Annotated in this window: 14 protein-coding genes; 3 read left to right on the top strand and 11 right to left on the bottom strand. The window is 39.6% G+C overall.

The genetic code is table 11. The features are described from left to right. Window positions 1-113: 113 nt before the first annotated feature. Window positions 114-2,552, top strand: a complete 2,439-nt coding sequence (locus AC25Y6_RS13625; RefSeq protein ID WP_488143404.1) for a sensor domain-containing protein — start codon at window positions 114-116, stop codon at window positions 2,550-2,552. A gap of 54 nt (window positions 2,553-2,606) precedes the next feature. On the opposite strand, the gene AC25Y6_RS13620 is transcribed toward AC25Y6_RS13625, so the two are convergent. Further along, complete coding sequence (locus AC25Y6_RS13620; protein WP_488143403.1) at window positions 2,607-3,221, bottom strand: class I SAM-dependent methyltransferase; 615 nt, start codon at window positions 3,219-3,221, stop codon at window positions 2,607-2,609. Window positions 3,222-3,605: 384 nt separating this feature from the next. Here AC25Y6_RS13620 and AC25Y6_RS13615 point away from each other — a divergent pair, with 384 nt between their 5' ends. Together AC25Y6_RS13615 and pgeF are read left to right on the top strand one after the other, a co-directional pair. Further along, the gene (locus AC25Y6_RS13615; RefSeq protein WP_488143402.1) at window positions 3,606-4,913 is read left to right on the top strand and encodes a uracil/xanthine transporter; all 1,308 of its coding nucleotides are present in this window, start codon (window positions 3,606-3,608) and stop codon (window positions 4,911-4,913) included. Between the two features lie 809 nt (window positions 4,914-5,722). Further along, the gene (gene pgeF, locus AC25Y6_RS13610) at window positions 5,723-6,487 is read left to right on the top strand and encodes a peptidoglycan editing factor PgeF (RefSeq protein ID WP_488143401.1); all 765 of its coding nucleotides are present in this window, start codon (window positions 5,723-5,725) and stop codon (window positions 6,485-6,487) included. 81 nt (window positions 6,488-6,568) lie between these two features. On the opposite strand, the gene AC25Y6_RS13605 is transcribed toward pgeF, so the two are convergent. From AC25Y6_RS13605 to yycF, 10 genes are all read right to left on the bottom strand, one after another. Then, the gene (locus tag AC25Y6_RS13605; protein ID WP_482102727.1) at window positions 6,569-7,084 is read right to left on the bottom strand and encodes a YehS family protein; all 516 of its coding nucleotides are present in this window, start codon (window positions 7,082-7,084) and stop codon (window positions 6,569-6,571) included. Between the two features lie 501 nt (window positions 7,085-7,585). Beyond that, the gene (locus AC25Y6_RS13600; RefSeq protein WP_488143400.1) at window positions 7,586-8,029 is read right to left on the bottom strand and encodes a helix-turn-helix domain-containing protein; all 444 of its coding nucleotides are present in this window, start codon (window positions 8,027-8,029) and stop codon (window positions 7,586-7,588) included. Between the two features lie 151 nt (window positions 8,030-8,180). Further along, the gene (gene rlmH / locus AC25Y6_RS13595; RefSeq protein WP_482102641.1) at window positions 8,181-8,660 is read right to left on the bottom strand and encodes a 23S rRNA (pseudouridine(1915)-N(3))-methyltransferase RlmH; all 480 of its coding nucleotides are present in this window, start codon (window positions 8,658-8,660) and stop codon (window positions 8,181-8,183) included. 79 nt (window positions 8,661-8,739) lie between these two features. Further along, window positions 8,740-8,904 carry a CxxH/CxxC protein gene (locus tag AC25Y6_RS13590; RefSeq protein WP_482106300.1) on the bottom strand — a complete coding sequence of 55 codons (165 nt, stop codon included), beginning with the start codon at window positions 8,902-8,904 and terminating at the stop codon, window positions 8,740-8,742. 168 nt (window positions 8,905-9,072) lie between these two features. Next, a complete protein-coding gene (locus AC25Y6_RS13585) occupies window positions 9,073-10,314 on the bottom strand; it encodes a S1C family serine protease (RefSeq protein WP_488143399.1) in 1,242 nt (413 codons plus the stop codon). 125 nt (window positions 10,315-10,439) lie between these two features. Then, window positions 10,440-11,228 carry an MBL fold metallo-hydrolase gene (locus AC25Y6_RS13580; protein WP_482102638.1) on the bottom strand — a complete coding sequence of 263 codons (789 nt, stop codon included), beginning with the start codon at window positions 11,226-11,228 and terminating at the stop codon, window positions 10,440-10,442. Between the two features lie 12 nt (window positions 11,229-11,240). After that, entirely contained in the window at window positions 11,241-12,053 is an 813-nt protein-coding gene (locus AC25Y6_RS13575; protein ID WP_482106298.1) for a two-component system regulatory protein YycI, read from the bottom strand. Continuing rightward, a complete protein-coding gene (locus AC25Y6_RS13570) occupies window positions 12,040-13,383 on the bottom strand; it encodes a YycH family regulatory protein (protein WP_488143398.1) in 1,344 nt (447 codons plus the stop codon). Before AC25Y6_RS13570 ends, AC25Y6_RS13575 begins: the two co-directional genes overlap by 14 nt. Then, window positions 13,374-15,203: a cell wall metabolism sensor histidine kinase WalK gene (gene walK / locus AC25Y6_RS13565; protein ID WP_488143397.1), complete on the bottom strand. Its 1,830-nt coding sequence runs from the start codon at window positions 15,201-15,203 to the stop codon at window positions 13,374-13,376. Before walK ends, AC25Y6_RS13570 begins: the two co-directional genes overlap by 10 nt. 5 nt (window positions 15,204-15,208) lie before the next feature. Next, window positions 15,209-15,919 carry a response regulator YycF gene (gene yycF / locus AC25Y6_RS13560; protein WP_482102634.1) on the bottom strand — a complete coding sequence of 237 codons (711 nt, stop codon included), beginning with the start codon at window positions 15,917-15,919 and terminating at the stop codon, window positions 15,209-15,211. Window positions 15,920-16,055 lie beyond the last annotated feature (136 nt).

Genomic DNA, 16,055 nt, shown 5'->3' with positions numbered 1-16,055 from the left:
ATAGATGATAGAAAAGCTTGTATGATTATCAAAATTATGTGGAGAACGACTATTCTTTCGCACTTAAAAATGCTAATTAAAATAAATGACGGATGGGAAGGAACTATTACATAATGTTATCAAGAATTCAAAATCTCTCATCTGTATCTCTGCTACTAGAGGAGAATTTTGCTGTTTCTATTATAGATGCTAACGGATTTATCACTTATGTGAATCAAATTTTTTGCGATATCACAAAATACCAGGCCGAAGAGTTAATTGGGAAAACATATGGATTTCTCAATAGCGACTACTCCGATGAGACTACCCTTCTCGAAATAAAAAATGAAGTAATGAACCATAAAGTATCACATCAAAAAATAAAGAGTCACGCCAAAGACGGAACTCCATTCTGGATCCAAGCAACCATCGTCCCTGTTCTTGGCGATAATGAACAAATCATACAGTATATTTCTTTCGATATGGACATTACAAGCAAAGTACTGATGGATGACAATTATAAAAAAGCACTGTTAGACTTTCATAATATCGAAAATGCACTCAATCAATCTACCATTGTTGCCATCACTGATCGAAAAGGATTGATCACTTATGCAAATGATAAATTTTGTGAACTGTCTCAGTATCCGCTTGAAGAACTAATTGGACAAACTCACCGCATCGTTAACTCAGGTCATCACCCTAAAAGCTTCTTCAAAGAAATGTGGCAGACAATCGGAAAGGGGAAAATTTGGACGGGTGATGTGAAAAACCGATCAAAAGATGGAAAAAGCTATTGGGTGAACACCACAATTGTCCCCCTTCTTAATAATAAAGGAGTAGCTTATCAATACATCGCCATCCGATCAGATATCACTGCTAGAAAAGAAGCGGAGCAATCACTTGAAATTGCTTTAAATAATGATTTCCGCCAGACTGTAAAAAACCTTCAAAATGCTATATTTAAATATACATACGATGATGAAGGCGAAATCCTATTCACACTTATGGAAGGTAAGATTGCACAAGAGCTCGGCATTACTGTGGAAAAAATCAATTTGCGCAAAGTGGAATCTTCTTTTTCAAAAAAGGAACTTGCTCAGATATTCCGTGATCTAACGAAAGGGATGGAAGGTAAGGTAGTTCAATTTGAATTGCTTCTCTATGGTTATACTTTTCTAGTTTATTTGTCACCGATTTCTGTAGACGGCGAGGTGGTTGAAGTAGTGGGTACCGCCATCGATATTTCCGAACGGAAAAAAGCGGAAAAACTTGTTGAACATATGGCATTTTATGATCATTTGACGGGTTTGCCAAATAGAAGACTTTTTCAAAAAAAAGTAAATGAAGAAATTGTACAAGCACAGAAAGAAAATACTCAATTTGCAATTATGTTTATCGACCTCGACCGCTTTAAGAATGTGAATGACTCTATGGGTCATCCAATCGGAGATCAGCTTCTAATAGCCGTAGGACAAAGATTACTGAAATCTGTTCGAAAAAATGATTTTGTTGCACGCCATGGTGGAGATGAGTATATCATTTTACTTCCTTTCTGCCAGCCATCGGAAGCGGATACAGTAGCTGCACGAATCGTAGATGAACTAACACACCCGCTTACTCTTCAGAACATTGATTTGTATGTCACTTCAAGCATCGGCATCAGCACTTTTCCGGAAGATGGACATGATTATGAGACCTTAACTAGAAATGCTGATTCAGCAATGTACCTTGCAAAAGAAAAAGGGAAAAATAATTATCAATTTTTCACAGAGGATTTACATCGTGACATCGTCGAAAAAATGACACTGGAAATGGAACTTCGACATGCACTAAAAAGAAATCAGTTCCTACTCTATTATCAACCGCAAATCGATATCAACACAGGTGAAATAACGGGGTTGGAAGCTCTTATCCGGTGGCATCATCCATCGAAAGGCATTATTTCACCCGCTGACTTTATTCCGATTGCAGAAGAGACTGGTTTGATTGTCCCAATCGGCCAATGGGTGCTCGAAACAGCGTGTGCACAGACTAAGAAGTGGCAAGAAACTGATTTCCCGAAGTTACAGATCAGTGTCAATGTTTCATTTATCCAGTTCATGCAAACCAATTTTGCCAAGCAAGTAGAAGAAACACTTGTCCAAACAGGGCTACAGCCACACTATCTAAACTTGGAAATAACAGAAAGTATGACATCAGACGCTCTGAACTGTCAGAAAACGCTCTATCAGCTTAGAAAAATCGGCATCAATATCAGCATCGATGATTTCGGGACTGGATTCTCATCACTTAGTTATATTAGTAATTTTCCGATTACACATTTGAAAATCGACCAGGTATTTGTACAAGGTACGAGTACAAGCAACAAAGCCATTGTTAAAACCATCATCAGTCTCGCAAAAAACTTGAATTTAAAAGTTATTGCAGAAGGCGTTGAAACGGAAGAACAAGCACGTTTTTTAAAAGACTTGGATTGCGATGAAGTACAAGGCTACTATTATTACAGGCCGCTGCTCAAGGAGCAAGTCACTACCCTATTCATGATGTCCAATTTAAATCCAATGAAATAATCTGATGGATGACAAGAAAACCCGCATTCAACTGCTATGAATGCGGGTTTTCTTTCATTTGTCTGTCCCGAAACGCAATACCAGAAAAAGTTCATTGGGATCTTTCTCGCGCATACCGGATACTTTTACTCCCTTAATGAGTTCAAAGGGAGTATTATTTTCAAGGAATTCAATATAATCACTAGTGGGATAATAAAGGATGATATCTACAGACCGCTGATTCTTTTCGACAGAAAGAAGAATATTATCAACGACTTTCATGAAGATTTGAATCGAAAATGGATTGAAGAAATAAAACCGATTATCTCCCGCGTCGACCTCGTACTCCTCTGCCAGACAGCGTTCAAAATAGATAGATGCATTTGTCCGCTTAACCTTTTTCATGTAACTCTCCTGATTTTCAAGCGCTTCTGTATACAGCTGCCCACTCATTTCAATCCCCGTCACTGAAACATCAAATCGATTATGTATGTAAAAAGGCAGTCTGCCTTTGCCACATCCAAAATCTACAACGCTATCCGTTTTTGTCAGTTCATAGACTTGAAAAAACTGATCCAAGGCATCATAAGGCGTCGCTTCGTACCGGTTATAATGAGAGGACTGATGCAACCATTCCCGGGTACCGACGGTATTAATACGTAGCGATCGATCGCATTTTTTATCATACATAAGAAGTCCTCCCGCCTGTTTACATACATTGTATCAAAACATAAGAAAAAAACCCTGATAACTTTAAAAGTCTTTGTTTTCATTGTTTATTCAGCATGTTTTCACAAGCACTCAACCTTTTTTCGTTAAACAAACATTGCCTGGTATTATGATTTACGCATTGTTATAAACATACTCGCATTTTCGATAAATACGGTATAGTTCTGTTTTAACGTTTTTATCAATATCAGTCAAGATAATGGTACTGTTGATTGAATTCTCTTTCTCCGTTCAACTAACTGTATTATTAGTTAACTGGTAATGGTATACTCGCCTTTATCTATGCGTCTTAAAATTTAGGAATTGGAATAGAAGACGTTTTCTTGTTAAGGAGCGGTGGGTAAATTGGACACAAAACAATTACGAATGTCTGTCACTGTGTTAGCTGGATTTCAATGGCTTTTCTTTATGTTCGCTAATACGGTGGTCATTCCAATCTCAGTTGGCAGTGCTTTTCAGCTGGAGTCTGTTGAAATAGTATCAGCTATTCAGCGTTCTTTCATTTTTACAGGAGTAGCCTGTCTTCTGCAGGGACTCTTCGGGCATCGCTTAGCATTGATGGAGGGCCAATCGGGTCTTTGGTGGGGTGTCATTTTAAGCCTGGCTGCAACTGCTAGTACAATGAATCTAGAACTTACAACGGTTGGCGGTAGTATTGCAATTGGAGTCATGATTTCTGGTGTAATCATTGCCCTTCTTGGAATGCTCGGCATCGGGGAAGTCCTAAAAAAATGGTTTACACCTGTAGTGATGTTTGTTTTCCTTCTGTTGTTAGCCAATCAGCTTATTACTGTTTTCTTAAAAGGAATGATTGGTCTAAATACAGGAGACTCTATCGATGTAAAAGTTGCAGTTTTTTCGTTTCTCCTCGCTACACTTACGATTCTGATTCATGTATTAGGAAAAGGGATCATCAGCAGTTTGAACCTTCTCATTGGGATGACGGTCGGTTGGATTGGTGCTGTTATTCTATTTCCAGTGGAGGCCACAGAAACAATTAACACGACACCTTTCCTCACTTGGTTTCCATGGGGTTCCCCCACTACGTTCGAATGGGGCATAGTGATTACTGTTATTATCACTGGACTATTAAACACAACAAATACAATAGCCACATTAAAAGGGGCAGAAGATATTTTCGAAAAAGAAACGACGCCAAAACAATATCGGTCCTCTTTCCTACTAACAGGACTGTTTTCAACTGCTTCAGGTGTTCTTGGACTCGTTCCTTATGCACCCTATACGTCTTCATTAGGTTTTTTACAGTCGTCAGGAATCCGTGACAAGGCACCATTTTTTATAGGTTCTGCTCTATTCATTCTTCTGGGGATGAATCCAATGCTTAGTACATTTTTTTCAACCATTCCACAAAGTGTCGGAAATACAGTGCTCTTTGTAGCCTATATCCAGCTGTTCCGTTCAGCAATCCGTAATATCGAGGGCCTGACATTTGAGCCGAAAACCGTCTACCGCATTGCAATTCCTGCGTTACTGGGACTGTCAATCATGTCACTCCCCGCAACCGTTTTTACAACAATTCCACTACTGGCACGACCAATCCTCTCAAACGGGATGCTTATGGGGATTCTAACCGCACTCTTTATGGAGTTGTTGTATTATCTCAGTCAAAGGGTTAGGAATAGCCGGCAATGAAAAACGGGCTTGCCATTTTAGAGTTCATTATTGAGTGAGTTGTAATGCGGAGTGTGGATTGTAGATCGCTTGGCGCTTTGGGGATGCCTCTCGCCATGAGCCTGGATTGGCGCTTCGCATCCAGTCTCACGGCTTCGGCTACCCCTTTGCCGCGCCTTCGCTGGAGTGTACATTATTGAGAGAGTTGTAATTCAGAGTGGATATTATCGAGAGAATTGTGAATTGGAGTGTAGAAAGCAGATCGCTTGGCGCTTTGGGGATGCCTCTCGCCATGAGCCTGGATTGGCGCTTCGCATCCAGTCTCATGGCTTCGGCTACCCCTTGTCGCGTTTGCGCTGGAGTGTACATTATTGAAAGCGATTTTGAGATGTATAGAATGAGATATAATGTGATTACTATTTAATACTAATTTCATTCTAGAAAGAAGCATTACAGATTGCAGGTCTAATTCCAGATAATGAATTGTGCTTTCTTAAATAGACTATCTAGCGAAGGCGCGACTTCGTGGTAGCCGAAGCGATAAGACTGAAAGTGAACTCCTTTCCGGCTTATCGCGGGAGGCATCCACAAAGCGCAGAAGCGGTATTAGAAGTATTTCTGATTCTATCCACTTCTAACCTGGACTATCCAGCGAAGGCGCGACTTCGTGGTAGCCGGAGCGATAAGACTGATGGAAGGATACAGTTCAATCCCTCCCTGCTCTTCTTTCCGGCTTATCGCGGGAGGCATTCACAAAGCGCAAAGCGGTATTAGCAGGATTTCTAACTCTATCCATAGCCCATTATCCTATAGTAGAAAGAGGTGATTACATGAATACAAAATTGTATACAAATAATGAAAAACTAATCGCGGGCATTACCATGAAGGATGAGACCGAGCTTGATAACAATAATATGGCTCTCCACGCATGTATAAACCCTGATGATGTAAGACAAAATCGGCAAAAATTAGCTACTTTCTTGAATTGTGAGTTGGAAGCTTTTGTTTGTGCCAATCAAACACATAGCTCCAATTTCCATGAAGTGACACTTCATGACAAAGGGCGAGGCGCAAATCAATTGGATACCGCTATTGCTGATACAGACGCCTTATACACATTTGAGCCGAATCTAGTATTATGTAGCTTTACTGCCGATTGTGTTCCAGTGATTTTCCACAATGATGCATCGGGTGTGATTGGTGTGATTCATTCGGGATGGCAAGGCACAGTAAAAGAAGTCTCCTTGAAAGTTTTCGAGCATTTGAAACTGGATAAACAATGCAACCCGAGTGATTTTCGTGTCCAGATTGGTGCAGCACTGAGCCAAGAAAAGTTTGAAGTCGATGAAGATGTATACTTAAAATTCAAAGAGCTAGGCTATACGGATGATTTTATCTATTACAATGATCAATCCCACAAGTATCACATTGACAATCAGCGAGTCGTGAAAAAACAATGTGAGTTGGCAGGCATTCCGACTGAGCAGATTACAATTGACGAGACCTGCACGTATGTAAGCTCGGATGGTTTTTCGTACCGTCAAGACAAAAAGAGCGGGAGACATCTTAGTTTTATTATGAGAAAAGATGATTGACCCGATCTATTTCTAAAAAATTTAGACAAAAAAGCACATCAACTAGTCCCATCGATGTGCTTTCATAATATAATTTATTGATTATTGACGATATCTACTTGCCAATCCTTTTAGGAAGTTTCTAGCGTATCTGTCGCCACATTCTTTATAATTTCGTTGTCCTTCTTTTCTAAGAACTGCACTCAATTCGCTTTTAGAAATATTGACTCCTGTGTCTTCTAAGATATCAAGAATGTCTTCACTTGTAAGTGAAAGTGCAATCTTCACTTTTTTGAGCAGGATATTATTAACATTACGATTGTTATTTGCCATTAAGAATTGTTTTTGGGAATCCTCTGGTTTTGTATCTTGTGTTCCTCTTTTTAAACGAACTAAACCGTTTAAAAAGGACTCTAACGTAATGTTGTCGATTTTTTTAACATATTCATCGTCTTGCACTTCATTCGTACTACTATTTTTTGCTTTTGATAACATTTCTTGTACTTCTTCTTTCGTTGTTTGAATGCCGCCTAGCCCAAAAATTTCAACCATATCCATATCTTTTATATCCAACGCATATCTTAACCTAATTAATATATCGTTATTAGTCATTTTTATCCCTCAAAACCTTTCCTAATTGCATAGTCATTATCAGTGTAATACTTTACCCTATTATTGCATTAATTTATTAGCTTGTCTTCCCAGCTGTCCGCTATCAATTGAAAACTTCATTCAGCCGATAATACAGGTTATCATACAGTAAATTAGAACCCTCATTTACTTATGGCACGGCTCACCGTAGTCTAGCAAATCAAGGTTTTTTACCCTTCAATTTGCTAATTTCCCTATAATCCATGAAAATACCCGAAGATTAATCGAAGAAAGTAGTTTCCGATTTAAGTCAACTTAGTCAATTTCATATTTGTTTATTTTAATTAAAAACCCTAACCTTAGTGAAATTTCGTAATCGATGAGTTCCGTTGATTGTAACGGAAGGCGGCGACTCCAGCGGGAACAGCACGAGCAGAAAGCCCCGCAGGAACGCAGTGACGAGGAGATTGAAGCCGTGCCCGCGGAAAGTGTCCGCCTGGAGTGTAAATCAACCTTGATTGGATTGATTCACCTATATTTACCTTTCAACTGATCACTGCCAATTACCATTAAAAGTAGTGGTAAAAAGTTGGTGACTACTTTCGGCAAACCTTCTAGTAAAAGAATATTTGTACCCACAAAGTTATTTAAAACGATAATAATTACTTTTGACGCTAATAAAAATACACCTACCAAAAACATACTGTCGAACAAAACTTTCCACTTTGGATATGCCAATTGCTTACTATCTTGAATTACTTTCTCTTTTAACTCTTCATCACTTCTTAATAGCTCGTCTATCGTAATACCAAATAAATCACTCAAATCGATGATTACCTCGATACTCGGATAGTTTTTTCCTGTCTCCCATTTGGAAACCGATTGGCGACTAACATGAAGCTTTTCAGCGAGTTCTGTTTGTGACCAACCCTGTTTTTCTCTTTCCTTTTTTAAACGATCACTTAAAATCATACTTTTCATCGCCTTTCCTAGCAATTACAGTATTTCAGAAGTAAGTAGATAAAGTAAAGCTAGTTATAGGCGCATCTAGGTGCAACCTTTAGTTGCCACCTAGAATGTTAACTAAAATTCTTTCTTTCAACACAAATGGTTATTTAATAATTTACTTATGATACGGTTCATTTTTCATAATTCTAAAAGCCCTATACACTTGCTCCAGCAATATGAGCTTCATCATTTGATGGGGAAAGGTCATTTTCGAAAAAGACAACGATTCATCCGAGCGTTTCATCACACTTTCGTGGAGTCCAAGTGACCCTCCAATAACAAATGTCACTTTGCTTCTTCCATAAGTCATCAATGACTCTAGGTCTGCCGATAACTCCTCCGACGTCTTCATCTTCCCATCAATCGCAAGTACAATCACATACGCATCTGTCCCTATTTTCGACAAAATACGATCCGCTTCTTTTTTCTTTACAATTTCCATGTCGGCATCACTTAATGATTCGGGCGCTTTTTCATCTGCCACTTCGACGAGCTGTATTTTTGTATATGCTCCGAGTCTTTTTGAAAACTCTTCAATCCCCATCTTCAAATACTTTTCTTTTAGTTTTCCCACTGTCACAATTGTAATATTCACAAGTTATCCACCTTTTTTTATTTGTTATAAACAAAACTTATGCACATATCCACAGGAGTTATCTACATGTTGTGTTCGACTAATCGTTCGCCACAACATACAATGCTGGCTCTTCACAATAGGAGCATTTTGTGGATAACTTTTCTTCATCTCGTACAGATTCCATAACTGGAAACTTTACCTGATCTGCCACAAAAACGTCAAGTGCATGGTTTATATGGGTTTCGCAGCTATATATCCTCATTTTTTATCCCTACTTTCATCCTTTTTCTTTCACACAAAGTTATTCACAAATTTTTAGATTTATCCACAAATAGTGAATATAATAAAAAAAGTAGGCAAAATAGCTATCGGCTAGCTACCTCGCCTACTGTGGATAAACTGAAATGTAAATTGTTTGTAACTTTTATTACTAGAACGAGTTTCCGTCTCTTAAAACCATTTCAATTTCAAGTAACTTCCCTTGTCGATACACTTTCATTTGCATCGTGTCACCTACATTCTTCGCATTATACAGATGTTTACGCAGGCTGACCATATCTTCTATCTTTTCGCCGTCCATTTCGACGATAACATCGTACTGTTTCACACCCGCAATTTCAGCAGAAGAGTTAGCTATGACATCATTGATAACTACGCCATCTGTTACACTTTCGGGTAACTTCAACATTTCCCGCTGTTGTTGTGCTGGAATGCTTCGGAGATCGAGTAATGTAACGCCCATCGTTGGGCGGTTTACCTCACCCAGCTTTTCTAGTTGATCAATAATAGGCATAGCAAGGTTTATTGGAATCGCAAGTCCTATTCCTTCAACAGTTGCCTCTGATATTTTCATGGAATTGATGCCAATTAACTGACCCACAAGATTAATAAGCGCTCCTCCTGAGTTCCCCGGATTAATGGCAGCGTCAGTTTGCATGACGTCTGCAAACCAGTCCACTGATCCATTACCATCAAAATCGATTGGAATTGAACGGTCTTTCCCGGATACGACCCCGACAGTTACGGAACCTGAAAAACCAAGCCCGAGCGGATTACCGATTGCGATAACAGGTTCTCCACGTTTCAAAGCATCCGAGTCACCAAACTCGATAATTGTTTTTACAACTGCAGCATCAATTTCAATAACAGCCAAATCTGTCCACATATCGCTTCCTACAATCTTTCCCGCTGTCTTTGAGCCATCATCGAAGGATATCTCGATTTCAGTTGCGCCTTCTACTACGTGATGGTTTGTAACTATATATGCTGTATTCCCTTGTTTTTTATAAATGACACCCGAACCGGACCCTGTTTCTATCGTTGTTTCAGTTGTCGACCAGATATCACGGTCCGTTTTCAAATTTGTTACACCAACAACCGAATCTGCCACTTTTTCGACAATATCTGTCACATCATTATTCACATCGAAGGACACACGCTCTGCTCCTATCTCACCAGCTTTCTGGGCAGTTGTCGCACTCTCTGTGTCTTCCGCGATGTCATTTCCATTATGCATGATGAACCAGACGATCAATGCACCTAGTAGTACACCCAAAAACCCCGATACGAAACCACCTCTTTTTCTGGGTCGCTGTGGAACTGGCTGCTGTGAAGGTTCTTCTATAGGTGGCCTCAACTCCCTATTATCTGGATTTTGATTGAATTCATCCATTTACCTCTCCCTTTCTGAAAAGAACGTTGTAGTTAACATTACCCTAATTCATATATTTCAATATAAAAAACCTTACCTATTGAGGATTTAGGTAAAATCCCTTGAAGGTAAGGTTATTTCATTATTTACACGGTGACGAGTTCAGTTGGCTGGTCAGCATCCGTATCGTATAGATGAACGAATTCACCTGTCCTAATTCCGCATGTTTCCAACGTTTGTGAAACACTCATCCTTGCAAGGTCTTTCATATTATTGTCTTTACTTAAATGTGATAGATAGATCTTCGTATCTTTTTGCTCAACAACTTCACTCATTGCTACTGCAGCGTCTTCATTAGAAACATGGCCGACATCACTCAGGATCCGCCGTTTGACGGACCAAGGATAACGGCCAACTTGCAACATACTGACATCATGATTGCTTTCAAAGACAAAAGCATCTGCTCCGTGTATGAAGCCTTTCATCCTGTCACTTACATAACCAGTATCCGTGATAACCGCAAGTTTTCGACCGTTTTCATGGAAAACATAAAACATCGGATCTGCTGCATCATGTGAAACAGCAAATGATTGAATGTCGAGTGAACCAAATGATTTAACTGTTTCCATATCAAATTGAAAACGCTGATCGAGAGGTATGTTGCCTACGAGTCCATCCATCGCCGCCCATGTCTTTTCATTTGCGTAAATGGGCATACCGTATTTACGCGCAACAACACCAATCCCTTTTATATGGTCACTATGCTCATGTGTGACAAAAATACCATCGACATCTTTCATAGAACGGCCAATGCCAGCAACTAAACTATCCATTTTCTTTGCACTAAATCCCGCGTCTACAATAAATGTATGTTCGTCATTTTCTATAAAAACCGCATTGCCGCTACTGCCGCTTGCGAGTACGCTAAAACGCATTAAAAAAACTCCTTATTCATTCTCTTCTTCAAGCGGTTCAGGTTGAAACTCTATAATCATACCTTCAATCGCATTAATGAAGTAATCTTCAATTTCGCCATCCTTTAATTCTACACGAACATGCCACGTCGGAGCAAACACTTGGGTTTCTGTCACTTGAACAAGACTGGAATAACCTAGCGTCATTTGCTTTACTTTGTAATCCTTTTTCAAATAATCCCGTGAATACAAGTTACCGATTGCTTCAATGGGTGATAGAAGATCATTTTTCCGGTTGAAACGATCGAATTCACCGAGCATACTTTGCTCGTATTTCGTCGCTTCCCCATCCTCATTCCAATAGATTATCAACATCGCATTGAGGCTATGGTAAATTGGATCTCCGTCGACCTTTTGGAAGAGTATAGCTTTTCTCTCATCTTTATTAACTTCCCATTGGACATAACTTTCTCCGCCCATTACATGCTTTGACAGGAACTCTGTGAATTCAATTTCCCCTTTTACATTCAGTAGACTGAACGGCTCTATCAAAGTCGATTTTAGAAGTGTTTCATCGACAACTTCGCCTTTTTGATTTTCAAGTTCTGCTAGTTTTGCATCGGATAATATCATAGGCTTTGCAGACACATAAAAGGGTTCATTTTTAAAAGGTGGTAGTTTATCATACGTAATGTTTTCCATCTTCAGCAATTCCTCGATTGGTGTTTCACCCAGCACTTGAACATTTTGTGCCTGCGTAACCTTGTTGAGGTAAAGCGTGTACAGAAAAACGTTCACTATTGAAAATACGATGATGAATATCGTTTTCGTCTTATTCCAATCCAATCAGCTCACCTCCTAAAGTTTCAGGTGAAAAACGATGCCAATTTTCAGTGTTGTTTCCTTTCACCAAGTAAAACCACGCCGGTTCCATTATGATATTTCCTCTATCAGTATTTCGCTTCATAAAATACCCTGGAGCAATTTCATCAACAGTTTCAAAATCCAGAATTTTCGAGTCAATTAGCCTTTCGGCAATCTCTACGCCTGAAGGGAGTGTTGCAGGTTCATCATCAATAAAAAAATCAAGGCGATAGTAGGGTCTCTTATAATTGAATATCTGTTTATCTCCCCATTTTTGTACAATTTCTGTGGTGGTACTCGAGTCTGAATAAACGGGAAGCCCCTCCAGGAATAAGCGGAATCGTACGGTCCTTGTTTTCGGATCCATGTACGTATACCTGAAATCATCTGTCCAACCGCCATGTTCATTAACAAAGTTGACTGTGTTCGAGAGTAATTCAGATGGAATTGCTAGTTCTTGAATTTTGGCAGTAGGATAAACATATTCAAACTTCTTATTTTCCTTATCAATCTTCATTATTGCATGGTTATCCCCTAGTTCTTCCATCTTAGGTCCCACTTGGCTACTCCGCACTGCATTCGGATCGTTGAACAATGCATCCCGGAATCGATTCGGGGAAATATCACCTTCAATAAACGTATACTTGGTTGTTTCTACAGGTTCAACTGGAACGACGATATAAGAAGAGCTTTCAGGGGCTACCTCCTTATAATCGGCGAGTTCCCGTGCGTCCGTTAATATGGATTGTTGAAGTTTATGATTGTCATCCGGTTTTGCTTTTGCACTGTAGATTTTCTTATTTGCCCTGCTGACAAAATAAATATCCATGTCACTATTGTCCGTATTCCAATCAACGACAATCCGATCGAAACTAATTTCTGGCACTGTCGGTATCGGTTCATCAATGTTTATGACATTATCATAGACAGTCAAAGGGACCTCACCGTGAAAGAATAATGTAAATCGGTTCGGTTTCCGTAAGAGGGTATTCAGATTATCTGTACTAAAGTTATTATTAAGTGATCTAATATCACCTATTTTCCATTCAGACAACTCTTCTACAAAGCTATTGATTTCAACTGGATTGGTGGTTCCTTTTAATGCATCTCCGAAGTTAAATATAGTTTTGTATGGTTTAATAATTTCATTGTATTTCTTTTTATCTGCGATGGCTACGTCTACAGGCGCCAATTGCTCAATCGTGTCATAACCGGGAGTGTATGTCCAAATGGAAAAGGTCAATACCATACTTAAGGCGACGAGTAAGGTAAGTACTGTTGTCTTGACAATCTCGATATATTTCATTCCCATTCACCGTCCTCTTGGATTTCAAACGGCAACGTAAAGAAGATTGTCGTCCCTTTTCCTTCTACACTCTCCGCCCATACCTCTCCACCATGCGCTCCAATCATTTCGCGGGCAATTGCTAGCCCTAGTCCCGTTCCACCCATTGCACGTGATCGTGCACGGTCTGCCCGGTAAAACCTATCGAATATCCGCTTCACGTTCGCTTGTGGTATACCCATTCCATCATCAGAAATCATTACTTTAATGAAGTCATCAGACATCATTATTCCAAAGCGGATATTTCCCCCGTCTGGAGAGTATTTTAGTGCATTTGAAATGATATTGTCGAGGACCTGGGTCATCTTATCCGTATCAATTTCAACGAACAAATCGGAGGCAGACAACAGTCTTATAAATTGAACACTTTGAGACTTTGAAAATTCAAAGCGATCTATGATTGAGTTGAAGAAGTGATTAAATTCGACCCATTCTTTATTCAAATCATAATCCCTGCTGTCCATTCGTGATAACTTCATTAAGTCATTTACAAGACGAATCATCCGTTCAGTTTCGGTCTGTGTTACGTGGAGGAAGGATGGAGCAATCTCTTCATTCTTCCAAGCACCATCAGCCAATGCTTCTAAATAACTGCGCATTGTCGTTAGTGGCGTACGCAACTCATGCGAAACATTTGAAACGAACTCTCGTCTCTCCATATCAATTTTTTCTTGTTCCGTATTATCATGTAAAACAACGATTAAACCATTCACAAATCCAGTCTCTCTCTGCGTGACTGAAAAATTGGCACGCAGAATATAAGGCTGTTCGTTCGTACTAAAGTCCAATGCAATTGAATCTCTAATTTGTATTAAATCTTCAAAAGCATATTCTTGTTCAACTCCCAGAATGCTAGAAATCGGTCTATTGAGGACAAGATCCCTTGTCAACCTCAGCATTCCAAGAGCGGAGTCATTAATAAGACTGACACGCCCTTTTCGATCGGTAGCTATGACACCATCCGTCATATTTTCCAGGACAGAAGCCAGTTTCCGTCGTTCACTTTCGGTCGTTGAATAAGACTCTTGTAACTGGTTTGTTAAGTGATTAAAAGCGACCGCCAGCTGGCCCAATTCATCATTACCATACACACGCACTTTTCTGGAGAAATCTCCTTTTGCCATCGTCTGCGCCTGGCGTCTCATATCAGATATCGGCCTCGTCATTGTCTGGGCAATTAAAATGCCCAAAATGATTGTTATCGTCAACGATATGGCTACCCCACCAGCTAGAATCCGATTCACTTCATCAATCTGTGTAAACACCTTTTCAATGTCTGCCTCTAGATAGAGGATCCCTATTAATTCATCCTCAGTAGTAAGAATAGGCTTTGCACGTACCAAAATCCGATTTCTAGTTTTCCGATCTAAATTGATAACATCATTCTCGGTTTTTGAGGCAGTCGCCTTTCTAACAATTTCGTCCATCGCTCGCTGTCCTACCATCGACTTTTTGTCCAGAGCGGATGTAGCAAGGATAATCTTCCCTGCGCTAATAACCCTGATTTCATTGATGTCTTCCGAAGTGAAACCCGAAAGGACGGCCTGGAGACTCATTTCGAGTGTCACCGGGTCGTCTGGGGATCGTTTCTTTATCAATTCTTCACTAACATTAAATTCAATCAAACTCATCCTGTCGGAAATTGAGTTTGTGAAATTTGTTTTTAATGTTTCTTCGAGTTCACGTGCAAAATAGAGTCCGATTATTTCCATGGCAATTAGAATAAGCATCACATAAATTAGAACAAATTTAACGTGAATAGATCTAAAAAAACCGACTTTTTGCATGATGGTTACTCCTGTTCTGGATCCCGTAAGTAATAGCCTACTCCGCGTCTCGTGACTATCCACGTCGGGTGGCTCGGTGTATCTTCTATTTTTTCGCGCAAGCGACGAATCGTTACATCGACTGTCCGTACATCCCCAAAGTAATCATAGCCCCATACTGTCTGTAAGAGATGCTCACGTGTCATAACCTGTCCGATATGTTTTGAAAGATAATGAAGCAATTCAAATTCACGATGCGTCAATTCAATTTTTTCATCTCTTTTTAACACGAGGTAGGCATCTGGCTGAACAATTAAGTGGCCGACTGTAATATCGTTTGTCCCACCTTCCGCCTCTTCTTCGACAGATTTCATATGTCTCCGTAAATTAGCTTTGACTCGTGCGATTAGTTCACGGGTTCCGAATGGTTTTGTGACATAATCATCTGCTCCAAGCTCCAAACCAAGTACCTTATCAATCTCAGAGTCCTTCGCTGTCAGCATAATAATCGGAAAGTCATATTTCTTCCGGACTTCTCGACATACTTCCATACCATCCCGTTTAGGTAGCATAATGTCGAGTAGCATTAGGTCGGGTTTCACTTCTTCAACTTTTTCTAGCGCTTCTTCTCCGTCATATGCACAGTAAACAGTAAATCCTTCTTTTTTTAAGTTAAATTCAAGTATATCTGCAATTGGTTTCTCATCATCGACTATTAATATTACTTTATCTTGCATGTTACATTCCCCTTCCAGCCCAGTTGGCATCTCTATATCTGTCCTTTTACTCTATCATTCTTGTCGCTAATTCGCACGTTTCACTCGTTCTAAGGCTATATTTCCCAAATTATTTCCCGGGCAATATTTCGTGGAT

The sequence above is a fragment of the Sporosarcina sp. Y1004 genome, from assembly GCF_057669665.1.
This window is presented reverse-complemented; position numbering and strand designations above follow the sequence as displayed.

Excerpts from the sequence above, each read along its gene's own strand:
- AC25Y6_RS13620 (WP_488143403.1), bottom strand. The coding sequence starts at position 3,221 with ATGTATGATAAAAAATGCGATCGATCGCTACGTATTAATACCGTCGGT.
- pgeF (WP_488143401.1), top strand. The coding sequence starts at position 5,723 with ATGAATACAAAATTGTATACAAATAATGAAAAACTAATCGCGGGCATT.
- AC25Y6_RS13580 (WP_482102638.1), bottom strand. The coding sequence starts at position 11,228 with ATGCGTTTTAGCGTACTCGCAAGCGGCAGTAGCGGCAATGCGGTTTTT.
- AC25Y6_RS13585 (WP_488143399.1), bottom strand. The coding sequence starts at position 10,314 with ATGGATGAATTCAATCAAAATCCAGATAATAGGGAGTTGAGGCCACCT.
- yycF (WP_482102634.1), bottom strand. The coding sequence starts at position 15,919 with ATGCAAGATAAAGTAATATTAATAGTCGATGATGAGAAACCAATTGCA.
- AC25Y6_RS13625 (WP_488143404.1), top strand. The coding sequence starts at position 114 with ATGTTATCAAGAATTCAAAATCTCTCATCTGTATCTCTGCTACTAGAG.
- walK (WP_488143397.1), bottom strand. The coding sequence starts at position 15,203 with ATGCAAAAAGTCGGTTTTTTTAGATCTATTCACGTTAAATTTGTTCTA.
- AC25Y6_RS13570 (WP_488143398.1), bottom strand. The coding sequence starts at position 13,383 with ATGGGAATGAAATATATCGAGATTGTCAAGACAACAGTACTTACCTTA.
- AC25Y6_RS13600 (WP_488143400.1), bottom strand. The coding sequence starts at position 8,029 with ATGATTTTAAGTGATCGTTTAAAAAAGGAAAGAGAAAAACAGGGTTGG.
- AC25Y6_RS13590 (WP_482106300.1), bottom strand. The coding sequence starts at position 8,904 with ATGAGGATATATAGCTGCGAAACCCATATAAACCATGCACTTGACGTT.